Here is a 23,860-nt window from a genome sequence, read left to right on the forward strand (position 1 = left end):
CTACTATTGAGCTTTTAAATATAATGAATAGATAAAGTATGGCTGATAATAATAAAAAGAGTAACTTTTCCTCCCTCTCCCAAGGAGAGGGTCGGGGTGAGGCTCTAATAACAGGCGCAGAAGCATTGATGCGCTCTCTGGAGCATCAGGGAGTAAAGACCATTTTCGGTTATCCGGGAGGGAGCATCATGCCGGTATTCGATGCCTTATACGACCACCGGAAGGAATTGAACCACATCTTGGTTCGCCATGAACAAGGAGCAACCCATGCGGCACAAGGCTTTGCACGTGTATCAGGCGAGGTTGGCGTTTGTCTGGTTACCAGTGGACCGGGTGCTACCAATACTATCACGGGCATTGCAGATGCCATGATTGACAGTACGCCTATCGTTGTCATTGCCGGCCAGGTAGGGACGAACTTCTTGGGTACGGATGCATTTCAGGAAGTGGACTTGGTAGGCATTACTCAGCCTATCACGAAATGGAGTTACCAGATTCGTCGTGCAGAAGATGTGGCCTGGGCAGTGGCACGTGCTTTCTATGTGGCAAAGAGCGGACGTCCGGGACCGGTCGTGCTGGATTTTGCTAAAAACGCCCAAGTGGAGAAAACAGAATATGCGCCTACTAAGGTGGACTATGTCCGTAGCTATCTTCCCGTTCCCGAAATGGAGCCGGAGGCCATACGGAAGGCTGCTGAATTAATAAATGGTGCGGAACGGCCTTTGGTGCTGGTAGGACAAGGCGTGGAGCTGGGAGAAGCCCAGCAAGAGCTTCGTGCTTTCATTGAGAAAGCCGGAATGCCTGCCGGATGCACTTTATTGGGACTTTCCGCATTACCTACGAACCATCCGTTGAACAAAGGAATGCTTGGTATGCACGGTAACCTGGGGCCCAATATCAATACCAATAAATGTGATGTCCTTATCGCCGTAGGCATGCGCTTTGATGACCGTGTGACGGGTAAATTGGAAACATATGCCAAGCAGGCGAAGATTATCCACTTTGATATTGACCCTGCCGAAATAGATAAGAATGTAAAGACCGATGTTGCTGTCCTGGGAGATTGCAAAGAGACACTGGCTGCCGTTACCCAATTGCTGGAACCCGCCAACCATCAGGAATGGATTGACAGTTTCCGGCAATACGAAGAAGTGGAAGAGGAAAAGGTAATCCGTCCGGAATTACATCCGGCAGGAAAAGCGCTAAGCATGGGTGAGGTGGTGCGTGCTGTGAGTGAGGCTACCCATAACGAGGCGATATTGGTGACTGATGTCGGCCAGAATCAGATGATGTCCGCCCGTTATTTCAAATACAGCAAGGAACGTAGCATTGTTACTTCCGGTGGCCTGGGTACTATGGGCTTCGGCCTTCCGGCAGCTATCGGTGCCACTTTTGGACGTCCGGACCGCACGGTATGCGTATTCATGGGAGACGGCGGCTTGCAGATGAACCTGCAGGAACTGGGTACCATCATGGAACAAAAGGCTCCGGTGAAGATGATTCTGTTGAACAATAACTTCCTGGGCAATGTTCGTCAATGGCAGGCGATGTTCTTCAATCGTCGTTATTCGTTTACTCCGATGATGAATCCGGATTATATGAAGATTGCTTCGGCATATGATATTCCTGCACGCAGGGTAATGACCCGCGAGGAGTTGGCAAAAGCGATTGACGAGATGATAGCAACCGACGGACCATTCCTGCTCGAAGCTTGTGTGGAGGAAGAAGGAAATGTAATGCCGATGACACCTCCGGGCGGTTCGGTCAATCAGATGTTGTTGGAATGCTGAAGTCATGCGAAATTAAAGAATTTACTCTATCTATGGATAAAAAACTATATACAATCATTGTTCATTCGGAAAACTTTGCCGGTTTGCTGAATCAGGTGACGGCTGTGTTTACCCGCCGGCAGATAAACATCGAGAGTTTGAATGTATCGGCCTCCTCCATCAAGGGGGTACATAAATATACCATTACCGCTTGGACGGATAAGGATACCATTGAAAAGGTGACCAAGCAGATTACCAAGAAAATAGATGTGCTGCAAGCCCATTATTTCACGGATGATGAAATCTATCAGCACGAGATTGCCCTTTATAAAATAACGACCCCTACGCTGGAAGAAAAACCGGAGGTGTCCAAAGTAATCCGTAAGTACAATGCCCGTATTGTGGAGGTGAATGCTGTATTTGCCATTGTTGAGAAGAATGGCATGAGTGAGGAAATAACCAATCTTTATGAGGAGTTGCGCCAGTTGGATTGCGTACTTCAGTTCGTCCGTTCGGGTCGCGTAGCCATTACGACCAGCTGCTTTGAGCGTGTCAATGAATATCTGGCGGACCGTGAAGCAAAATATCGTCAAAGTAAACACCAGGAATTATGATGAGCGAAAACAATAAGATAGGTACCTACAAGTTTGTTGCCGAACCGTTTCATGTCGACTTTACCGGACGGCTGACCATGGGAGTATTGGGCAACCATTTGTTGAATTGTGCGGGTTTCCATGCCAGCGACCGCGGTTTTGGCATCGCGACTCTAAACGAGGACAATTATACTTGGGTATTGTCCCGTCTGGCTGTCGAACTGGATGAAATGCCTTATCAGTACGAAGATTTCTCCATTCAGACTTGGGTGGAGAATGTCTATCGCCTTTTTACAGACCGTAATTTCGCTATCATCGATAAAGAGGGCAAGAAGATTGGGTACGCACGTTCCGTTTGGGCGATGATTAGCATGAATACCCGTAAGCCGGCAGATTTGCTGGCTCTTCATAGTGGCAGCATTGTAGATTATGTTTGCGATGAACCTTGCCCGATAGAAAAACCTTCGCGGATAAAGGTGGCCTCAAAGGAACCGGTTGCTACTTTGGTAGCCAAATACAGTGATATTGACATTAACGGGCATGTGAACAGCATCCGTTACATCGAGCATATCCTTGATTTGTTCCCGATAGAGATGTATAAGGAGAAGCGCATCCGTCGTTTTGAGATGGCATATGTAGCCGAAAGCTATTATGGGGATGAGTTGACTTTGTTCATGGATGATGCCGGTGAGGGCGTTTACGATGTGGAGGTGAAAAAGAATGGCAGCGAAGTGGTCTGTCGCTCTAAAGTGATGTTTACAGAGAAATAAATAAATTTATCAACGTTGGCGTAAGCCACAAATAAAAATTAAAACAAAAAATGGCACAATTGAATTTTGGCGGTGTTATTGAGAATGTAATGACCCGCGAAGAATTTCCTTTGGAAAAAGCACGTGAGATTTTGAAAGATGAAACAATTGCAGTAATCGGTTATGGCGTACAAGGCCCGGGCCAGGCTTGCAACTTGCGTGATAACGGTTTCAATGTGATTGTAGGACAACGTCCGGGCAAGACATACGAAAAGGCTGTGGCTGACGGATGGGTACCGGGTGAGACTTTGTTCGGCATCGAAGAGGCTTGTCAGAAAGGTACTATCATCATGTGTCTGTTGTCTGACGCAGCTGTAATGTCTGTATGGCCGACTATCAAACCTTATTTGACTCCCGGAAAGGCTCTTTACTTCTCTCATGGTTTTGCTATTACCTGGAACGACCGTACCGGCGTGGTTCCTCCTAAAGATATTGATGTTATTATGGTTGCTCCCAAAGGTTCCGGTACTTCACTTCGTACCATGTTCCTCGAGGGTCGTGGCTTGAACTCATCATATGCCGTCTATCAGGATGCTACGGGTAAGGCTTTTGACAAGACGATTGCACTGGGTATCGGCATCGGTTCGGGATATTTGTTCGAGACAACTTTCATCCGTGAAGCCACTTCCGACTTGACCGGTGAACGTGGTTCCTTGATGGGTGCTATCCAGGGATTACTGTTGGCTCAGTATGAGGTATTGCGCGAAAACGGCCATACTCCTTCTGAAGCATTCAATGAAACAGTGGAAGAGTTGACTCAATCTTTGATGCCATTGTTTGCCAAGAATGGTATGGACTGGATGTATGCCAACTGTTCTACTACGGCACAGCGTGGTGCGCTGGATTGGATGACCCCGTTCCATGATGCCATCAAGCCGGTTGTACAGAAATTGTATGCAAGTGTGAAGTCGGGTAACGAAGCTCAGATTTCTATCGACAGTAACTCCAAACCCGATTATCGTGAGAAGCTGAATGCAGAATTGAAAGCCTTGCGTGAAAGCGAAATGTGGCAGACAGCTGTTACGGTTCGTAAACTTCGTCCGGAAAACAATTAATCAGCTTTATATAAATAGGTGAAATACCCTCTTCGGTGTTACCGGAGGGGGTATTTCTTTATTATTGATTCCCTATATTTTGAATAAACTCCAATAGCTTCCGGTAAAAACCGTGATGTTTCAGCGTCTCTGCCTCTCCCAATATTACCAGCTTCATACGTGCCCGGGTGATGGCTACATTCATTCTCCTTAAATCATTCAGGAATCCTATCTGCCCTTCTTCGTTGGCGCGGACAAGGCTGATGAAGATAACATCGCGCTCTTGCCCTTGGAAGCCATCCACCGTATTTACAGTGAACAAGCTGCGATAAGGCTTGAGTGAAGCGTCTGCCTTTATCTTGTTGCGGAGATATTGCACTTGTGCCTTGTAAGGGGAGATGATGCCGAAGTCTATTTTTTCTTCCAGAATGCGATTGCCACTGATACGGTTGATGTAGATTTTCAGTTCTGATAGGAGCAGGTCCGCTTCCGCCTTATTAATGCGCCCGAAAGTCTCTCCCACAAATTCTTCTTTGAAATCCATTTCGGAGGTGTCAATCCAGTGGATGGGGGTATCCCAGTCCAGGATGCCCCGGTAACGCACTTCGGAAGCGGCTTCCAACTCGCCATTATAAAACCATTGGGAAGGAAATTTCATGATTTCCTCGTGCATGCGGTATTGTACTTTCAGCAAAGAGACAACGGCAGGTTTGTTGGACACCACTTTCTCCATCAATGTTCGTTCCAGACCTCCACGGGCGGCTTCGTAGCATTTTATGGTGGGCGGAAGTTGGCAGTGGTCACCCGCCAATACCACGCGGTCTGCTTTTCGGATAGCTATCCAGCAGGCAGCCTCTAAGGCCTGGGCTGCTTCATCAATGAAAAGGGTGCCGAAACGGCGTCCGTTCAGCAGCCGGTGATTGCTGCTTACCAGCGTGGAGGCTATGACATGTGCCCCATCAAAAAGCTCTGAATTGATTTGTATTTCCAATGCGGTGGCGCGGTCGCGCAGGCGGCTCATACGGCTGCGTACTCCTTCGCGTTCGTCATAGCTGCCACGGCGGGCACGGCTGCCCAGTTCACGGAGATTTTTCCGGATGCTCCACAGTTCCGGATAAAGCGGATGGTTCTCGAAACGACGCTCGTAGGTAAAGGAAAGCATCTTGTCGTTGACACGGGTCGGATTGCCGATACGCAGGACATTGACGCCACGGTCCACAAGTTTTTCCGAAATCCAGTCGACGGCAGTATTGCTTTGGGCACATACCAGTACCTGCGGTTCCCGATGCAGGGTTTCATAGATGGCTTCCACTAAGGTGGTCGTTTTTCCGGTTCCCGGAGGACCATGTACAATGGCCACGTCGCGGGCACACAGCACTTTGTTTACAGCTGTCTCCTGCGTGGAGTTCAGCCAGGGAAACCGTACGGGGTAGAGCTCTCGGAAACCGGCTTTCGAGGTTCCCAGCAATATGTCCCGCAATTCGGCCAGGCGGTTGCCTTTGGAGCGTAACGTATCTTCCAAGGCTTCGAACATGGTCCGATAGGATGTTTCGTCGAAATAAAGTTGCACGCCGAGGTTGTCCGTTTCCTGCACTTCCATAACGGCACCGGCTCCGGGCATTATCGCTACCATCCGTGTCTCGTCGGCATAGCTTACGGTAGCGGTGAAGTTCATATAGGTTATTTTTCCATCGGCAGACTGGCGGAAAAAACATACGGGACGGCCGAACTCAAAATTATGTTCTATATCGGTATTTTCTGTGTGTGTAATTTCTATTACTAATTGATTCAGTGAATTATAGTAACTTCGTCCCGGAGTGGCAGGATACCAGCAAAGTCCCCGTTTCACTTTCCGGGCAACCCCCATGTTTTCGGTTTGGCGTTTGAATTCCTCTTTTTCGTATTCGTATTCCATGCGCAGCAAAAGTTGCTGCTGTTGGAGGTGAATAATAGGACTATTTGAATCTTGTTCCTTCATGGTTGCAAAGGTAATCATTCTTCGCTTCCGACGGAAAAAATGCTTTATTTTGTTAAACTATTCAGCCTTTTTATTTGTTTATGATATTAATTTGTAATCTTTACAATAATGAAAAACTAAAAAATAGTGGTTATGGTATATGATTTAACGATGCTCAAAACGTTTTATGCCGCTTATTCGGAGAAGATAGAACGCGTACGGAACGTACTGCGGCGTCCGATGACTTTAGCAGAGAAAATTTTGTATGCTCATTTGTATGATGGGGATAAAGTGAAGAACTACAGACGGGGAGAAGACTATGTGAATTTCCGTCCCGACCGTGTGGCCATGCAGGATGCAACGGCTCAAATGGCCTTATTGCAATTTATGAATGCAGGCCGTGAGCAGGTTGCCGTGCCTTCCACTGTGCACTGTGACCATTTGATTCAAGCATATAAAGGTGCAAAAGAAGATGTTGCGACTGCTACGAAGACCAACGAGGAGGTCTATAATTTTCTCCGTGATGTTTCTTCCCGCTATGGCATAGGTTTTTGGCAGCCGGGAGCAGGCATTATTCACCAGGTGGTATTGGAGAACTACGCATTTCCGGGTGGAATGATGGTAGGCACGGACTCTCATACGCCCAATGCCGGAGGTTTGGGCATGGTGGCCATTGGTGTGGGTGGTGCCGATGCGGTGGATGTGATGACTGGCATGGAATGGGAATTGAAAATGCCGCGTCTGATAGGCGTACACTTGAAGGGTAAATTGAGTGGCTGGGTAGCTCCCAAAGATGTTATTCTGAAGTTGGCGGGTATTCTTACTGTAAAAGGGGGAACCAATGCCATCATTGAATATTTTGGACCGGGAACCGCTTCATTGTCTGCCACTGGAAAGGCTACCATCTGCAATATGGGGGCAGAGGTGGGGGCGACTACCTCCCTTTTCCCTTACGATGAGCGCATGGGTACTTATTTGAAGGCTACCGGACGTGAAGAAGTGGCAAAAATGGCTGCTTCCGTAGCTGCCGACCTTCGCGCCGACGACGAAGTGCTGGCAAATCCGGAAAAATATTACGACCGCATCATTGAAATAGACCTCTCGCTGTTGGAACCGTATATCAACGGGCCCTTTACGCCGGATGCAGCAACACCGATATCGAAATTTGCCGAGGTAGTGATAACCAATAACTATCCCCGCCGGATGGAAGTCGGCCTGATAGGGTCGTGTACCAATTCGTCCTATCAGGATTTGAGCCGCGCAGCCTCCCTTGCCCGGCAGGTAAAGGAAAAGAATTTGAAGGTTGCTTCCTCGCTGATTGTCAACCCCGGTTCGGAGCAGATACGTGCCACTGCTGAACGCGACGGCATGATTGCCGCTTTCGAAGATATTGGCGCAACGATAATGGCGAATGCCTGCGGACCTTGTATTGGCCAGTGGAAGCGCCATACTGATGACCCTGAACGAAAAAATTCCATCGTCACCTCTTTTAACCGTAATTTTGCCAAACGTGCCGATGGAAATCCCAACACTTTTGCTTACGTCGCTTCCCCGGAGATAACGATGGCGCTGACCATTGCCGGTGACCTTTGTTTCGACCCGTTGAGGGATACGCTGGTCAATGCCAAAGGAGAGGTTGTGAAACTGTCCGAACCGGTCGGTGAAGAACTGCCGGCACACGGGTTTATAGGAGGAAAGGAAGGATACATTGCTCCAGGCAAAGGACAGACGGAAATTACGGTCAATCCTCATTCACAGCGCTTGCAACTGCTGACTCCCTTCCCTGCCTGGGATGGCATGGACTTGCTGAATATGCCTTTATTGATTAAAGTGCAAGGGAAATGTACCACCGACCACATCTCTATGGCGGGGCCATGGCTCCGTTTCCGGGGACATTTGGAGAATATTTCGGACAATATGCTGATGGGGGCTGTCAATGCTTTCAATGGAGAGACGAACAAGGTTTGGAACCGCTCCACCAATACCTATGGAACAGTGTCAGGCACTGCGAAGCTGTATAAATCAGAAGGCATCCCTTCCATTGTCGTTGCCGAAGAGAATTATGGTGAAGGTTCCAGCCGTGAGCATGCTGCCATGGAACCACGCTTCCTGAATGTACGCGCCATTTTGGCGAAAAGCTTTGCCCGTATCCATGAGACGAATTTAAAGAAACAAGGCATGTTGGCGCTGACCTTTACGGATAAGGCCGATTATGACAAGATTCGGGAACGCGACTTGATTTCTGTCATGGGGTTGAAAGATTTTGCTCCGGGACGCACTTTGAAGGTGGTTCTTCATCACGAGGACGGGAGTAAAGAAAGTTTTGAAGTACAACATACGTATAACGAACAGCAGATCGCTTGGTTCCGGGCCGGTTCTGCACTTAATGCAAGATAGAATATGGAAAAAATTACTGTACCTTTTATTACCGGCGATGGGGTGGGAGCAGAAGTGACCCCATCCATGCAGGCTGTCGTGAATGCCGCTGTCAAGAAATCCTATGGTGACCGGCGTGGCATTGAATGGAAAGAAGTGCTGGCAGGAGAACGTGCCTTTCACGAAACCGGTTCCTGGTTGCCGGACGAAACCATGGAAGCCTTCCGCACCTATAAGGTGGGCATCAAAGGTCCTTTGACAACTCCCGTCGGCAGAGGTATCCGTTCCTTGAACGTAGCCTTGCGTCAGACGCTTGATTTGTATGTCTGCCAACGTCCGGTACGTTGGTATAAGGGCATTGTTTCTCCACTCAAAGAGCCGCAGAAGGTGGATATGTACGTATTCCGTGAGAATACCGAGGATATTTATGCAGGCATCGAATGGGAAGCCGGAACTCCGGAGGCTGAAAAGTTCTATCGTTTTCTCCATGATGACATGGGAGTGACAAAAGTCCGTTTTCCCGAAACCTCCTCGTTTGGCGTGAAGTCCGTTTCAAGAGAAGGAACAGAGCGCTTGGTGCGTGCCGCCTGCCAATACGCGCTTGAGCATCATATGCCTTCCGTGACCTTGGTACACAAAGGAAACATCATGAAATTTACGGAAGGCGGCTTCAAGAAGTGGGGGTACGAACTGGCAGAACGTGAGTTTGGTAAAGAGCTGGCAGAAGGGCGTCTGGTCATCAAGGACTGCATTGCCGATGCATTCTTGCAGAACACGTTGCTTATCCCCGAAGAATATTCCGTGATTGCCACGTTGAATCTGAACGGCGATTATGTGTCCGACCAACTGGCTGCCATGGTAGGCGGCATCGGCATTGCACCGGGTGCGAATATCAACTATAAAACGGGGCATGCCATTTTTGAGGCTACTCACGGGACGGCTCCGAACATTGCCGGGAAAGACATTGTGAATCCCTGTTCCATCATCCTTTCCGCTGTGATGATGCTTGAATATCTGGGTTGGAAGGAAGCAGCCTCTCTTATAGAGAACGCCTTGGAGCAAAGTTTCACAGAAGCCCGTGCTACTGCCGACTTGGCCCGTTTTATGCCGGGTGGCGTCTCGCTGTCCACTTCGGCTTTCACCCGGGAGATTGTAAGGAGAATAGAAAATGGGAATAACGAATAAAACGAAACGATTATGAAGAAGGAGTATCTGATTTACAAGCTTTCCGAAGATTTGAAGGAAGCTACCCGGATTGAGAATGAACTGTTCAGGAAGTTTGATGTGAAGCGCGGTTTGCGTAATGAGGACGGCACGGGAGTCTTGGTGGGGTTGACCAAAATAGGCAATGTGGTTGGCTATGAACGCATCCCCGGTGGAGGGCTGAAGCCTATTCCCGGCAAATTGTTCTACCGCGGTTATGATGTGGATGACTTGGCACACGCCATCATCAAAGAGAAGCGTTTCGGTTTTGAGGAAATTGCCTACTTGCTGCTTTCCGGCCGCCTGCCCGACAAGGAAGAACTCTCTTCTTTCCGTGAACTCATCAACGATAACATGCCGCTGGAGCAGAAGACCAAGATGAATATCATTGAACTTGAAGGAAACAACATTATGAACATCCTGGCGCGCAGCGTGCTCGAGATGTATCGTTTTGACCCGGATGCCGATGACACTTCCCGCGATAATCTGATGCGGCAGAGCATTGAGCTTATTTCGAAATTCCCAACCATCATTGCGTATGCCTATAACATGCTTCGCCATGCCACCCATGGCCGTTCACTGCATATCCGCCATCCGCAGGAAAACCTTTCCATTGCCGAGAATTTCCTCTATATGCTGAAGAAGGACTACACGGAGCTGGATGCCCGCACGCTCGACCTGCTGCTGGTTCTTCAGGCCGAGCACGGTGGTGGTAACAACTCCACTTTTACCGTACGTGTCACTTCTTCTACCGGGACGGATACTTACTCTTCGATAGCGGCAGGTATCGGTTCCTTGAAAGGGCCGCTTCATGGAGGTGCCAATATCCAGGTTGCCGATATGTTCCACCATCTGCAGGAAAACATTCAGGACTGGACGAATGTGGATGAGATTGATACTTACTTCACCCGCATGCTCAACAAGGAAGCCTATAACAAGACCGGCTTGATATATGGTATCGGACATGCCGTCTATACCATTTCCGACCCGCGCGCCATTCTGCTGAAAGAGCTTGCCCGCGACCTTGCCCGCGAAAAAGGGAAAGAACGCGAGTTCGCTTTCCTTGAACTGCTCGAGGAGCGCGCCATTGATGTGTTTGGCCGTGTGAAGAATAATGGCAAGACGGTTTCGAGTAATGTGGATTTCTATTCGGGCTTTGTCTACGAGATGATTGGGCTGCCGCAGGAAATCTTCACGCCTTTGTTTGCCATGGCACGTATTGTCGGTTGGTGTGCACATCGCAATGAAGAATTGAATTTCGAAGGCAAGCGTATTATCCGTCCTGCCTATAAGAATGTTTTGGATGAGGTGGCTTATGTGCCCATTAAGAAACGGTAAGGATTAGACTTGTATCTTTTAAATCGTTCCATCACGGGGAAAAAATCGTTCCACCATGGTGGAACGGTTTTTTCTCCATGGTGGAATGAAATTTACTCCATGATGGAACGATTAGATTTTCGTATCTCTACTGCTTAATCTTCTCAGTAAAAAACACTGGTTTTTGCATGAAAAAACAATTATCCGGGGAAAACGATTTGTTTGTTGTGAGTTTTCTTTATCTTTGCTTCGCATAAATAAAGAACTATGAATCAGGAAACTTTTCAGATATTTCTGTGGGTAATGAGTGCTGTGGCATTGGTTGTCTTTATTGCACTCTATTTTGTCAAAGCGGGTTATGGCATGTTCCGTACTGCCTCGTGGGGAATCTCCATCAATAATAAACTGGCGTGGGTGCTTATGGAAGCGCCGGTATTCATCGTCATGTTTGGGTTGTGGGGGAAGAGTGGAGCGGGATTTGCCGTGCCGGTATATTTCTTCTTCCTGCTGTTTCAGTTGCACTATCTTCAGCGGGCCTTTATTTTTCCGTTCCTGCTGAAAGGTAAAAGCCGGATGCCGGTAGCTATTATGGCGATGGGTATCGTCTTCAACCTTTTGAACGGGATGATGCAGGCGGGCGGTTTGTTCTATTTCGCTCCCGAAGGCTTGTATGCCGATGGCTGGGCCTATTTGCTGAAACCTCATGCCTTGTTGGGAATCATTCTGTTTTTTGCAGGTATGTTCGTCAATTTGCATTCCGACTATGTGATACGTCATCTGCGCAGGCCAGGTGATACGAAGCATTATCTTCCCGGAAAAGGGCTTTACCGATACGTCACTTCTGCCAATTACTTCGGTGAACTGGTGGAATGGACGGGGTTTGCCATACTCACAGCTTCTCCCGCCGCCTGGGTGTTCGTCTGGTGGACGTTTGCCAACCTTGTTCCCCGTGCCGATGCCATTCACCGCCGTTATCGGGAGGAGTTTGGTGATGAGGCGGTAGGAAAGCGCAAACGCATCATTCCATTTCTTTATTAATGGAAAATGGAGAGTTGAAAATGGAAAATGAATAATTCATAACTTATAACTCATAACTCATAACTCATAACGATGGAATCCAAGTTATTCACCCCCGTCACTTTCGGACCGTTGACCTTGCGTAACCGTACCATCCGTTCGGCTGCTTTCGAGAGCATGTGTCCCGGAAACGCTCCGTCGGACATGTTGCTCGACTATCATCGGTCGGTAGCGGCGGGAGGTATAGGTATGACTACTGTTGCCTATGCGGCAGTTACTCAGAGCGGTTTGTCTTTTGACCGCCAGTTGTGGATGCGTCCTGAGATTATCCCCGGACTCCGTAGGCTGACTGATGCCATACATGCGGAGGGGGCTGCGGCAGGCATCCAGTTGGGACACTGTGGCAATATGTCCCATAAGAGCATTTGCGGTTGTATGCCCGTCGGCGCATCTTCCGGTTTCAATCTTTACTCTCCTACCTTTGTGCGTGGACTGCGTGCCGATGAGCTGCCGGAGATGGCGCGTGCTTATGGACGTTCGGTGAATCTGGCACGGGAGGCCGGATTTGATTCTGTAGAGATTCATGCAGGGCATGGCTATCTCATCAGCCAGTTCTTGTCCCCGTCCACCAACCATCGGAAAGACGAGTTCGGAGGCTCGTTGCAGAACCGTATGCGTTTTATGGATATGGTGATGGAAGAAGTGATGAAGGCTGCCGGCAGTGATATGGCTGTGCTGGTGAAGATGAACATGCGCGACGGTTTCCGTGGAGGGATGGAGCTGGACGAGACGATGCAGGTGGCCCGGAGGCTGGAGCAGTCGGGAGCACATGCGCTGGTCTTGAGCGGTGGGTTCGTCAGTAAGGCGCCGATGTATGTCATGCGGGGCGAAATGCCTATCCGCAGCATGACGCATTACATGACCTGCTGGTGGTTGAAATACGGTGTACGCATGGTAGGCAAATGGATGATACCGAGCGTACCGTTTAAGGAAGCTTATTTCCTGGAAGATGCCTTGAAATTCCGTGCCGCCTTGAAGATACCGTTGGTTTATGTGGGTGGCCTGGTTTCCAGGGACAAGATAGATGAGGTGCTGGATGACGGCTTCGAGGCTGTGCAAATGGCACGCGCTCTGCTCAATGAGCCGGGGTTTGTCAACCGCATGCGTGCCGAAGAGAATGCACGTTGCAACTGCCGGCATAGTAATTATTGCATTGCCCGGATGTATTCCATCGAGATGGCATGCCATCAGCATTTGAAGGAGGAGCTTCCACCTTGTCTGAAAAGGGAGATAGAGAAAATCGAAGCGAAAGGCTGATTTTTAGTTTTTAATTTTCAATTTTTAATTATTAAAGTGAATTTAGCTGTTATAACCGGGGCAGACGGTGGCATGGGCATGGAAATTACCCGCGCAGTGGCAACTGCCGGCTATCAGGTCATCATGGCATGCCGTGACCCCCAAGCTGCCGAACCCAAGCGGCAACTGCTGATGCGTGAAACCGGTAATCCGCGTATTGAGACTGCTCCCATTGATTTGGCATCTCTGGCTTCAGTGGCCGCATTTGCAGAGCATCTGTTGAAGCGGGGAGAGCCGTTGGCGTTGCTGATGAACAATGCCGGAACCATGGAAACGGAACGCCGCATTACCGAAGACGGACTGGAACGGACGGTGAGTGTCAATTATGTAGGGCCTTACCTGCTGACCCGCAAGCTGCTGCCATTGATGGGAGAGGGGAGCCGTATTGTGAATATGGTATCTTGTACGTATGCCATCGGTCATCTTGACTTTCCGGATTTTTTCCTCCGGGGAAGGAAGGGTGGCTTTTGGCGCATTCCTATATATAGCAACACGAAGCTGGCATTGACTCTGTTCACCATCGACTTGGCCAGTCGCGTCAAACACAAAGGTATTGTTGTGAATGCGGCTGACCCGGGGATTGTGTCTACCAATATCATCACCATGCATATGTGGTTTGACCCGCTGACAGATATACTTTTCAGGCCTTTTATCCGTACTCCCCGTAAGGGAGCTGCAACGGCTGTCGGCTTATTGCTGGATGAGGATGCCGGTAAACGTACGGGGACATTGAATGCCAGTTGCCGTCCCAAGTCTCTTTCGGAGAAGTACACCCGGCATGTACAGATGGAAGAACTGTGGGAGAGGACGGAAAGTATAGTGAAAAAATGGTTGTAAAAAACAGAGAAGGCGCATATGTCGCCTTCTCTGTTTATGGGGTATCTGAACAGTCTGTCATTAGATAGACAGTTCTCTCAATACATTTACAAGGTCTTTCTTGATGGGTTTGTCATTCTTGATGGCCTTCGTGAAGGGAACGTATACCACTTCATCGTGGTCAATGCCTATCATGACATTGCGCTGTCCTTCCATGATGGCGTCGATGGCGGCTGCGCCCAGACGGCTGGCAAGGATACGGTCGTGTGCCGTAGGGCTACCACCGCGTTGCAAGTGACCGAGGATGGTTACGCGTACGTCATATTGGGGGTATTCGTTCTTTACACGCTCTGCATAGTGCATTGCACCGCCGGTCAGTTCACTCTCGGCTACCAGTACGATACTGCTGTTCTTGGATTTCCGGAAACCGTTCTTGATGAATTCTTCCAGTTGGTCCACTTCCGTACTGAATTCCGGGATAATGGCTGCTTCTGCTCCGGAGGCGATGGCGCCGTTCAGAGCGAGGAAACCGGCATCGCGTCCCATGACTTCTACGAAAAACAAGCGCTCATGGGAAGTGGCTGTATCACGGATTTTGTCCACAGCATCCAGGATCGTGTTCAGCGCGGTGTCGTAGCCGATAGTGGTATCTGTTCCATAAAGGTCATTGTCGATAGTTCCCGGCAGCCCGATACAAGGCACGTCAAACTCTTGTGCAAAGATACGAGCACCGGTCAGCGAACCGTCGCCTCCGATAATCACTAAGGCGTCAATGCCTTCTTTCTTCATGTTGTCGTAAGCAATCTGGCGGCCCTCGGGAGTCGTGAACTCTTTGCAGCGGGCTGTCTTCAGGATTGTACCACCCAGCTGGATGATGTTGCTGACATTTTGGCTTTTGAATTCTTTGATTTCGCCGGTTACCAGACCTTTGTAACCTCTATATATACCTTTAACTGAAAGTCCGTTGTAAATAGCCGAACGTGTCACGGCACGTATGGCTGCGTTCATTCCCGGAGCATCACCTCCTGATGTCAAGATACCAATGCACTTAACTGTTCCCATAACAATCTTTTTGTTTAGTATTAATAATCATGATGAAAAATAGATTTGGACTATTTTTTCATGCCGCAAAGATAGTAAAAAGCTGAGGCGGTGACTAATAAATTACGTTAATTTGCTGTTCCAAAAGGATGACAAACTGTTATTTAAGTTTTGACTTTATGGCTTCTGAAATTTCTTCCATCAGCCATTTGGGGGTGGAAGTGGCTCCGCAGACACCGATGGAATTGGCACCGGCTAACAGAGAACTATCTATTTCTTCGGCACTGTCTATCAAATGTGAATTGGCATTGACTTTTTTACACTCACTGAACAGCATCTTGCCGTTAGAGCTTTTTTTGCCGCTGACAAAGAATATTAAATCATGGGAAGCTGCAAATTTCCGGATATTAGGTATCCGGTTTGCCACTTGTCGGCAGATAGTGTCATAGGACTCGAAAGTGACTTTCGGTGAGATATGTCCCTCTATGTATTTCACAATGTTTTGAAATCCGTCCAGAGACTTTGTGGTCTGGGAGTAGAGACGGATGTCTTTGCTGAAATCCAGTTTCCTTGCCTCTTCCTGCTTTTCGATGACGATGGCCTTTCCGGTGGTTTGTCCTACCAGACCCAGTACTTCGGCGTGTCCATTTTTGCCATAGATGACAATTTGCTTGTCGCGGTTGTCTTCCTGGACGTACTCTTGCTTAATCTTCTTTTGCAGGCGGAGTACGACCGGGCAGGTTGCGTCAATGATTTCTATATTGTTGCGGCGGGCAATGTCATAAGTTTCAGGGGGCTCTCCATGAGCACGCAGCAGCACTTTGGCGTTGTGGAGGTGGTTGAATTCCTCATGGTTGATGGTAATCAGCCCCATTGCCTTCAGGCGTTCCACTTCACGGCTGTTGTGCACGATGTCTCCCAGACAATAGAGGGTTCCTCCTTTCGCCAGTTCCTCTTCTGCCTTGTTTATTGCGGTGACAACTCCGAAACAGAAGCCGGAGCCTTCGTCTATTTCTACTTTTGCCATATCCGGTTCAGTTCTTCTCCTTTATAACCCGTTCGAATTGTTCCGCCAGCCATTCCTTTTGTTGGGAAATGCTCAGGTGGCTGTTGTCCAACAATAAAGCGTCAGAAGCTTTGCGCAGCGGACTTACATCCCGGTTTTGGTCAATATAGTCCCGTTGTTTCACATTTTCCAGAATTTCGTCAAAACTGGCTTCTTCCCTTTTGGCCTTTAGTTCGTCATAGCGGCGTTGTGCCCGTATCTCGGGGGTGGCGGTTACAAAAATTTTCAGCTCGGCATCCGGAAAAACGGTAGTGCCGATGTCGCGCCCATCCATAACGATACCCTTGGCCTTGCCCATCTCTTGTTGCTGTGCTACCATAGCTTCGCGTACGAAATCCAATGTTGCAATGGGGCTGACACGTGAAGATACTTCCATGGTACGGATTTTGTTTTCTACATTTACTCCGTTCAGGTAGGTATCTGGGCGTCCGGTTTCGGGGTTCAGGCGGAAAGAAATATGTATATCCTTTATTAGACTTTTCAGTTTTTCGGCATCTATGCGGTCACCCTGGAAAATACCATTCTCTATACTATATAATGTTACTGCCCGATACATGGCACCACTATCTATATATATGTAACCGATTTCGCGGGCGAGGTCTTTGGCCATAGTGCTTTTCCCGCAAGAGGAAAAACCGTCGATTGCTATTGTTATCTTTTTCATGACTTTTATGCTATAGTTATATAGGTATAACACCTGCAAAACAGAAAATTTCAATATTTCATTTAAAATTCTTGCCAAAGATACGGTATTTTTAAAATATCTCGTTACATTTGTGGCACAAAAGCACATGGAGGTTTTTGAAGGATTAAAAAAATGAAAATGGAGCGCCTATTGTGTAAAAAAAAACAGCAGAGCGTGAACATTCTTGGGAAAAGTGCTATATTTGCCCCAAATGAGAAACACTAAAATTATATTATAAATTATGGAAATTAAGAAATCACCTAAGGCAGACCTGGAGAGTAAGAAGTCGACTTGGCTGCTTGTCGGTTATGTAATCGTGCTCGCTTTCATGTTTGTTGCGTTCGAGTGGACAAAGCGTGACATCAAGATTGACACGAGCCAGGCTATTACCGACGTATTTTTTGAAGAGGAAATCATCCCTATTACAGAACAGCCGGAGCAGGTTACTCCTCCGCCTCCCGAAGCCCCTTCAATTGCAGAGACGTTGACTATCGTTGAAGACGATGCTGACGTGGAAGAAACGGCCATTGTATCTTCTGAAGAATTGAACCAGGCAGTGGAAATCAAATATGTTCCCGTAGCAGTGGAAGAGGAAGAACCGGAAGAACAGACTATTTTCGAGGTGGTAGAACAGATGCCTGAGTTCCCGAATGGTGGTATGGCTGGTTTGATGCAGTATTTGAGCAAGAATATTAAATATCCTACTATTGCACAGGAAAACGGAACTCAAGGCCGTGTAACTGTACAGTTCGTGGTTAATAAGGACGGTAGTATCGTAGATGCTAAAGTTCTGAGAGGCGTTGACCCGTATTTGGACAAAGAAGCTGTCCGCGTGATTATGGGCATGCCGAAGTGGAAACCCGGTATGCAGCGTGGTAAACCCGTTCGTGTTAAGTATACCGTGCCTGTAATGTTTAGATTGCAGTAATAAAATATCTATAAGTGGGAGAGGCTGCCGGAATGCAGCCTCTTTTCATTATCCGCTATTCCCTAAATTCTGAAAATGCCATGTTTACAGCTTCCGAGCTTTTAGAAAGAATAAATTCTCATATTGCAGAATTGCAGTTTACCCGTACTCCTCAAGGTTTATATGCTCCCGTTACCTATGTGTTGTCCATGGGCGGAAAAAGAATCCGTCCGGTATTGATGTTGATGGCCTACAATCTGTATCAGGAGGATATTACCCGTATTTTTAACCCTGCAACGGGGATTGAAGTGTATCATAATTATACTCTTTTGCATGACGACTTGATGGACCGTGCAGACCGTCGCCGTGGTAAGGAGACGGTACATAAAGTTTGGGATGACAATGCTGCCATCCTTTCGGGGGATGCAATGCTTGTATTAGCTTATCAGTTTATGGCTCAATGCCCGGTTGAACACCTGAAAGAGGTGATGGATATATTTAGCCTGACTGCACTGGAAATCTGTGAAGGACAGCAGCTGGATATGGAGTTTGAACATCGGAAGGATGTGAAGGCAGAGGAGTATCTGGAAATGATTCGTCTGAAAACTTCGGTATTGTTGGCTGCAAGCTTGAAGATTGGCGCTCTTTTGGGAGGGGCTTCTTCTGAAGATGCGGAGCAGTTGTATGATTTTGGCATGAACTTGGGTGTCGCTTTTCAGTTGAAAGATGATTTCCTGGATGTTTATGGCGATGCTGCCGTCTTTGGAAAGAATATTGGAGGTGATATTCTGTGCAATAAAAAGACCTACATGCTGATAAAGGCTTTTGAACATGCGGATGAGGAGCAGTTGACCCGCTTGAATGCTTGGGTGGATGCTGTTGCATTCAACCCGGAGGAGAAAGTTGCTGCGGTGACGGAACTGTATAACCGGATTGGCGTCAAGGAACTGTGTGAGAAAAAGATGGAAGAGTATTGTGAACGCGCAATGGAAAGTCTGTTGGCGGTGAAGGTGGCAGATGAAAAGAAAGAGGAATTGAAGAACCTGATGGCTAACCTGATGCATCGGGAAGTATAACTTTAAATCCGGGAGAAAATGCCTTATAGAAGATTGCCTAATACAGATCAAGCGAGAATACGGGCGCTGAAAGCAGTGGTCGTCAAGGGTGATATATGTAATGTGTATGATTTGGCCGTATCTTTGAAGGCGTTGACTGATGCGCGGAATTTTCTTACAAAGTTTGAAGCTGCGCAAGCTTATTATGCCGACTGTTTTGAGCGGCAGGCTCGGGCGGGACGTAAGCATCAGGCTAATGTAAAGACTGCCCGTCTGTATATTTCTCATTTTATCCAGGTGTTGAATTTAGCTGTCATCCGTTCTGAAGTGCGTATTGCTCATAAGGAATATTACGGTTTGGACACAAGCAACAATAATGTGCCTGATTTATCGACAGAGCCTGCCTTGGCAGAGTGGGGGCGTAAAATCGTGGATGGGGAAAACAAACGTATATCCCAGGGAGGAATTCCCATTTATAACCCTACGATTGCAAAAGTGAGGGTGCATTATGATATTTTCATGGATAGTTATGAGAAGCAAAAGAATCTTCAATCTTTGACAGCCCGCAGTTTGGACACCTTGGCTTCGATGCGTGCAGAGGCGGATGGTTTGATTTTGGATATATGGAACCAGGTTGAAAAGAAATTCGAGGAGGTCACTCCCAATGAGAAACGTTTGGATTTATGCCGTGATTATGGAATAATCTATTATTACCGTACCGGTGAGAAACGCAAAGAGTAAGTTGAAGAATGAGATTGATTGATTCACATTCCCATCTTTTTTTAGAAGAGTTTGCAGAGGATTTGCCTCAAGTGATGGCTCGTGCCCGTGAGGCAGGAGTCACGCATATTTTTATGCCCAATATCGATAGTACCACCATAGGACCTATGCTTCGGGTGTGCCGTGAATATAAAGGGTATTGCTATCCGATGATTGGATTGCACCCTACCTCTGTGGATGCGGATTATGAAAAGGAGTTGGAAATAGTGGCCCGGGAGCTGGCTTCACCGAATGAATTTGTTGCGGTTGGCGAGATTGGTATGGACTTGTATTGGGATAAGACTTTTCTTAGAGAGCAGCAAAGGGTGTTGGACAAGCAGATTGAGTGGGCTTTGGAATACGGTTTGCCGGTAGTGCTGCATTGTAGGGAAGCGTTCGACCATATATATAATGTGTTGAAACCCTATCAGCAGACTCCTTTGAAAGGAATTTTCCATAGTTTTACGGGAACCTCGGAAGAGGCCTGCAGGATTATGGAATTTGCGGATTTCATGATAGGAATAAATGGTGTGGTGACTTTCAAGAAATCAACTTTACCCGAAGTCTTGAAGAATATTCCTTTGGAACGCATCGTGCTGGAAACCGATTCCCCTTATCTGACTCCGGTTCCCAATCGAGGCAAGAGGAACGAAAGCGCATATGTTAAGGATACTTTGGTAAAGGTGGCCGGAATCTATGGGAACTCTCCTGAAAAGGTGGCCCAGGTTACTTCTGATAACGCTTTAAAAGTGTTCGGAATGCTCAAATAAGTTCTTTAAGATTTTAAAGTTTATTAATTTTGAGATTTTATTTAATATAAAACGGGGAGAATGAGGCAGAACAACAAAAAAAAGAATACATTTGTAGCTGAAAACGCTGGTGGTTCGCATTTTTTTTGTAATTTGCACCCGATTTCAGAAAAGGCGTCTATTGGAGAGATGCTCGAGTGGTTGAAGAGGCACGCCTGGAAAGCGTGTATACCCCTAAAGGGTATCCGGGGTTCGAATCCCCGTCTCTCCGCAGTGTGATAAAATGGAGATAAAACAACAAATTATAATAAATAAATTAATTAATTAATCTTAAAAATTAGACACACAATGAAAAAGTTATTTGCAATTGTTGCTGTGATGGGAGTCTTAACATTTGGCTCAACTCAACTTGCTCAGGCTCAAGATGCTCCTGCAGCTGAACAAACTGAACAAGCAGCTGTAGCACCTGCTGCTGACGCTGCTGCTCCTGCCGCAATGGAAGCTGCAGAAGGTGGTATCCACAAAGAACTCAAAACTAAGTTTATTGAAGGTACTGCATCTTTCATGAGTTTGGTAGCTATCGCATTGGTTATCGGTCTTGCATTTTGTATTGAACGTATCATTTATTTGAGCTTGGCTGAAATCAACACAAAGAAATTCTTGGCTGCTATTGAAGCTGCTTTGGAAAAAGGTGACGTTGAAGCTGCTAAAGACATCGCACGTAACACTAGAGGTCCTATCGCTTCTATCTACTATCAAGGTCTGATGAGAATTGACCAAGGTATCGACGTAGTAGAAAAGTCAGTAGTTTCTTACGGTGGTGTACAAGCTGGTTACCTGGAAAAAGGTTGCTCTTGGATTACACTGTTCATCGCTATGGCTCCGTCTTTGGGATTCTTGGGTACTGTAATCGGTATGGTGCAGGCATTTGATAAGATCCAGCAGGTAGGTGATATCTCTCCGACGGTTGTAGCAGGTGGTATGAAGGTTGCCTTGATTACAACTATCTTCGGTTTGATCGTTGCCTTGATTCTGCAGGTATTCTATAACTACATCCTGGCTAAGATTGAAGCTTTGACCAGCGAAATGGAAGATTCTTCTATCTCTCTGTTGGATATGGTTATCAAATATGACTTGAAATACAAAAAATAATTAAGATGGCTAAGTTATCATATAAAGTATCATACTATGCACTGTATGTCATGTTCGCTATCATCTTGGTAGTGTTGGGCATGTTCTTCTTCGGTGGAGATGCTCAGGGCGATGCAGTGTTGGCAAGCGTTGACGCAGAAATGTGGCAACCGGCTCATACAGACGCATTGATTTATTTGATGTACATTCTGTTCTTTGTAGCTATTATTGCTACCGTGGTTGGTGTTTTGTTCCAATTTGGAGCTGCACTGAAAGACAATCCGGGAGCAGCGTTGAAATCTTTGATTGGTTTGGTTATATTGGTTGCAGTTGTTGTTATTTCTTGGACTATGGGTAGTGAAGAACCACTTGTTATTCCGGGTTATAGCGGAACTGAGAACGTACCTTTCTGGTTGAAGCTTACTGACATGTTCCTTTATTCTATCTATATCTTGTTTGCTGGTACAGTCTTGGCAATCATTTTTAGTAGCATTAAGAAAAAATTATCATAATCAATTGAGGTAACTCAATTTAAAGATATAATTACAATGGCTAAAAAGAAAAGAGAAGTTCCTGAAATTAACTCAAGTTCTACTGCGGACATCGCTTTCTTGTTGCTGATTTTCTTCTTGATTACAACATCTATGGATACCGACCGTGGTTTGGCAAGACGTTTGCCGCCTCCACCGGAAAAGGACCAGAAGTTGGACGATGCAAAGAAGAAGGAACGCAACGTATTGCAAGTCTTCTTGAACATGCAGGACCAGTTAATGTGCGGGAATGATTATATTACTGTTGACCAATTGCGTGCAAAAGCAAAAGAATTTATTGCCAATCCGTATAACGAAGATACAAAACCGGAAAAGATTTCTAAGAATGTTCCTTTCTTCGGTACAGTACAAGTGACGGAAGGCCATGTGATTTCTTTGCGTTGTGACCGTGGTTCTTCATACAAAGCATATATGTCTGTACAGAATGAGTTGGTAGCAGCTTATAACGAGTTGCGTGATGAATTGGCTCAGGAAAAGTGGCAGAAGAATTATATGGAGTTGGATCAAGAACAACAAGATGCAATTCGTGAAATTTATTCTCAGAAGATTTCTGAGGCAGAACCTAAAAAGTACGGAGAAAAGAAGTAATGGGAAAATTTAATAAGACTGGTAAACGTGGAATGCCGGCGTTGAACACTTCTTCTCTGCCTGACCTTATCTTCACCTTGTTGTTCTTCTTCATGATTGTAACAACGATGCGTGAGGTAACATTGAAGGTTGAGTTTAAGGTTCCGCAAGCTACAGAATTGGAGAAACTTGAAAAGAAGTCTTTGGTTACGTTTATCTATGTAGGAAAACCTACTGCCGAATTTCGTAAGAAGTTAGGTAATGAGAGCCGTATCCAGTTGAACGACAGCTATGCTGAAGTTGCTGAAATTCAAGATTACATTATTGGTGAACGTGCCAGTATGAAGGAAGAAGATCAGCCGCAGATGACAGTGTCTTTGAAAGTTGACCAAGATACGAAAATGGGTATCGTAACAGATATCAAAGAAGCGCTTCGTAAGGCTTATGCTTTGAAGATTAACTATTCTGCGCAACCGCGTCAGTAAAAGTTAGTTTAATGATATAATAAAGGTCGTTTCATTTGTTGAAACGACCTTTATTGTTTTAAGTATATTGGGTTTTTAAGATTTCACATTATATACTTCGCGGTAGATGTGTTCCTTTACAGAGTCAAAATCCTTTCCACATTCTATATCTCCATAGGCCATGATGAGCATAGGCAGGTAGTTGTCGCCTGTTTTATAGGGTGGTTGTTGGTAGGGCTTTTCCCATAAGGAGAATCCTTGCCGTTGATAGAAGTTAATGCGGCGTTTAGCCATTTCTTCTTCGGGTATTTCCACTTCCAAGACGATGGGATGTTTTAAGAGTTGGCATAAATGGTTTAGTACGCTCTTTCCATATCCGCCGTTACGCTGTGCGGGGTCAATGGCAAAATGCTCTATATAGTAAAAATGTCCGAAATCCCAGTAAGTGATGAGACCTACCGGGGTGTTGTTATGGAAGATGATATTGTTATAGAAGTGCGTTTTGGTATCTGTATACTTGCGCAATTCCTCCAGTTCCCGGTACTCCTCTGAAGGGAACGATTGAGTCATTAATTTCTCCATGTAGCTGTACAAGTCTGTGTCAGCTGTTGTAATACGTTGAAGTCTGATCATAAGTT

23 protein-coding genes and 1 tRNA gene are annotated in these 23,860 nt (G+C 46.7%); 19 read left to right on the forward strand and 5 right to left on the reverse strand.

Features of this window, described 5'->3' with window-relative positions; genetic code table 11:
- Positions 1-38: 38 nt before the first annotated feature.
- Genes ilvB through ilvC form a run of 4 tightly spaced genes read left to right on the forward strand, consistent with a single transcriptional unit; the run spans position 39 to position 4,226 of the window.
- Positions 39-1,790: a biosynthetic-type acetolactate synthase large subunit gene (gene ilvB, locus DWX62_RS12735; protein WP_009037958.1), complete on the forward strand. Its 1,752-nt coding sequence runs from the start codon at positions 39-41 to the stop codon at positions 1,788-1,790.
- A gap of 32 nt (positions 1,791-1,822) precedes the next feature.
- Positions 1,823-2,383 carry an acetolactate synthase small subunit gene (gene ilvN, locus DWX62_RS12740; RefSeq protein WP_008664047.1) on the forward strand — a complete coding sequence of 187 codons (561 nt, stop codon included), beginning with the start codon at positions 1,823-1,825 and terminating at the stop codon, positions 2,381-2,383.
- Positions 2,383-3,132 carry an acyl-ACP thioesterase domain-containing protein gene (locus tag DWX62_RS12745; protein ID WP_034532843.1) on the forward strand — a complete coding sequence of 250 codons (750 nt, stop codon included), beginning with the start codon at positions 2,383-2,385 and terminating at the stop codon, positions 3,130-3,132. Before ilvN ends, DWX62_RS12745 begins: the two co-directional genes overlap by 1 nt.
- A gap of 50 nt (positions 3,133-3,182) precedes the next feature.
- Positions 3,183-4,226, forward strand: coding sequence for a ketol-acid reductoisomerase (gene ilvC, locus DWX62_RS12750; RefSeq protein ID WP_005827157.1), 1,044 nt, complete (start codon positions 3,183-3,185; stop codon positions 4,224-4,226).
- Positions 4,227-4,287: 61 nt separating this feature from the next.
- On the opposite strand, the gene DWX62_RS12755 is transcribed toward ilvC, so the two are convergent.
- Positions 4,288-6,183 carry an AAA domain-containing protein gene (locus tag DWX62_RS12755; protein ID WP_057281725.1) on the reverse strand — a complete coding sequence of 632 codons (1,896 nt, stop codon included), beginning with the start codon at positions 6,181-6,183 and terminating at the stop codon, positions 4,288-4,290.
- A gap of 132 nt (positions 6,184-6,315) precedes the next feature.
- Between DWX62_RS12755 and DWX62_RS12760 the strand changes: the two genes are divergently transcribed.
- The 6 genes from DWX62_RS12760 (at position 6,316) to DWX62_RS12785 (ending at position 14,268) form a co-directional block, all read left to right on the forward strand.
- Positions 6,316-8,559, forward strand: coding sequence for an aconitate hydratase (locus DWX62_RS12760; RefSeq protein ID WP_057281612.1), 2,244 nt, complete (start codon positions 6,316-6,318; stop codon positions 8,557-8,559).
- Between the two features lie 3 nt (positions 8,560-8,562).
- Entirely contained in the window at positions 8,563-9,723 is a 1,161-nt protein-coding gene (gene icd, locus DWX62_RS12765) for an NADP-dependent isocitrate dehydrogenase (RefSeq protein ID WP_057281613.1), read from the forward strand.
- Between the two features lie 12 nt (positions 9,724-9,735).
- On the forward strand, positions 9,736-11,079 hold the full coding sequence (locus tag DWX62_RS12770; protein WP_009037962.1) for a citrate/2-methylcitrate synthase: 1,344 nt from the start codon (positions 9,736-9,738) through the stop codon (positions 11,077-11,079).
- A gap of 246 nt (positions 11,080-11,325) precedes the next feature.
- Complete coding sequence (locus tag DWX62_RS12775; RefSeq protein ID WP_005827144.1) at positions 11,326-12,096, forward strand: DUF1295 domain-containing protein; 771 nt, start codon at positions 11,326-11,328, stop codon at positions 12,094-12,096.
- A gap of 72 nt (positions 12,097-12,168) precedes the next feature.
- Complete coding sequence (locus DWX62_RS12780; protein WP_008664036.1) at positions 12,169-13,392, forward strand: NADH:flavin oxidoreductase; 1,224 nt, start codon at positions 12,169-12,171, stop codon at positions 13,390-13,392.
- A 36-nt stretch (positions 13,393-13,428) separates the two neighbouring features.
- A complete protein-coding gene (locus DWX62_RS12785) occupies positions 13,429-14,268 on the forward strand; it encodes an SDR family oxidoreductase (RefSeq protein ID WP_005827139.1) in 840 nt (279 codons plus the stop codon).
- Positions 14,269-14,328: 60 nt separating this feature from the next.
- Here the strand turns inward: DWX62_RS12785 and pfkA are convergent, their stop codons facing one another.
- The 3 genes from pfkA to cmk all read right to left on the reverse strand — a co-directional run bounded on the left by pfkA (position 14,329) and on the right by cmk (position 17,018).
- Positions 14,329-15,309 (reverse strand): 6-phosphofructokinase, encoded by a 981-nt coding sequence (gene pfkA / locus DWX62_RS12790; protein WP_005827137.1) that lies wholly within the window; start codon positions 15,307-15,309, stop codon positions 14,329-14,331.
- Positions 15,310-15,448: 139 nt separating this feature from the next.
- A complete protein-coding gene (locus DWX62_RS12795; RefSeq protein ID WP_005827134.1) occupies positions 15,449-16,315 on the reverse strand; it encodes a 4-hydroxy-3-methylbut-2-enyl diphosphate reductase in 867 nt (288 codons plus the stop codon).
- A 7-nt stretch (positions 16,316-16,322) separates the two neighbouring features.
- On the reverse strand, positions 16,323-17,018 hold the full coding sequence (cmk, locus tag DWX62_RS12800; RefSeq protein ID WP_117589123.1) for a (d)CMP kinase: 696 nt from the start codon (positions 17,016-17,018) through the stop codon (positions 16,323-16,325).
- Positions 17,019-17,280: 262 nt separating this feature from the next.
- Between cmk and DWX62_RS12805 the strand changes: the two genes are divergently transcribed.
- The 9 genes from DWX62_RS12805 to DWX62_RS12845 all read left to right on the forward strand — a co-directional run bounded on the left by DWX62_RS12805 (position 17,281) and on the right by DWX62_RS12845 (position 23,243).
- Entirely contained in the window at positions 17,281-17,967 is a 687-nt protein-coding gene (locus DWX62_RS12805) for an energy transducer TonB (RefSeq protein WP_005827130.1), read from the forward strand.
- A gap of 80 nt (positions 17,968-18,047) precedes the next feature.
- Complete coding sequence (locus tag DWX62_RS12810) at positions 18,048-19,022, forward strand: polyprenyl synthetase family protein (RefSeq protein WP_034525526.1); 975 nt, start codon at positions 18,048-18,050, stop codon at positions 19,020-19,022.
- A gap of 18 nt (positions 19,023-19,040) precedes the next feature.
- On the forward strand, positions 19,041-19,742 hold the full coding sequence (locus DWX62_RS12815; RefSeq protein WP_005827126.1) for a hypothetical protein: 702 nt from the start codon (positions 19,041-19,043) through the stop codon (positions 19,740-19,742).
- Between the two features lie 8 nt (positions 19,743-19,750).
- On the forward strand, positions 19,751-20,530 hold the full coding sequence (locus DWX62_RS12820) for a TatD family hydrolase (RefSeq protein WP_009037964.1): 780 nt from the start codon (positions 19,751-19,753) through the stop codon (positions 20,528-20,530).
- 162 nt (positions 20,531-20,692) lie between these two features.
- Positions 20,693-20,780 (forward strand) — tRNA-Ser (locus tag DWX62_RS12825).
- A 77-nt stretch (positions 20,781-20,857) separates the two neighbouring features.
- On the forward strand, positions 20,858-21,661 hold the full coding sequence (locus DWX62_RS12830; RefSeq protein ID WP_009037966.1) for a MotA/TolQ/ExbB proton channel family protein: 804 nt from the start codon (positions 20,858-20,860) through the stop codon (positions 21,659-21,661).
- Between the two features lie 5 nt (positions 21,662-21,666).
- Positions 21,667-22,152, forward strand: coding sequence for a hypothetical protein (locus tag DWX62_RS12835; protein WP_005827118.1), 486 nt, complete (start codon positions 21,667-21,669; stop codon positions 22,150-22,152).
- A 36-nt stretch (positions 22,153-22,188) separates the two neighbouring features.
- Complete coding sequence (locus DWX62_RS12840; RefSeq protein ID WP_005827116.1) at positions 22,189-22,779, forward strand: biopolymer transporter ExbD; 591 nt, start codon at positions 22,189-22,191, stop codon at positions 22,777-22,779.
- Complete coding sequence (locus DWX62_RS12845; RefSeq protein ID WP_005827114.1) at positions 22,779-23,243, forward strand: biopolymer transporter ExbD; 465 nt, start codon at positions 22,779-22,781, stop codon at positions 23,241-23,243. Before DWX62_RS12840 ends, DWX62_RS12845 begins: the two co-directional genes overlap by 1 nt.
- Before the next feature lie 75 nt (positions 23,244-23,318).
- Here the strand turns inward: DWX62_RS12845 and DWX62_RS12850 are convergent, their stop codons facing one another.
- Complete coding sequence (locus tag DWX62_RS12850) at positions 23,319-23,855, reverse strand: GNAT family N-acetyltransferase (RefSeq protein ID WP_005827111.1); 537 nt, start codon at positions 23,853-23,855, stop codon at positions 23,319-23,321.
- Positions 23,856-23,860 lie beyond the last annotated feature (5 nt).

The organism is Bacteroides sp. AF20-13LB (assembly GCF_003603065.1).
Classification (GTDB): domain Bacteria; phylum Bacteroidota; class Bacteroidia; order Bacteroidales; family Bacteroidaceae; genus Bacteroides; species Bacteroides uniformis.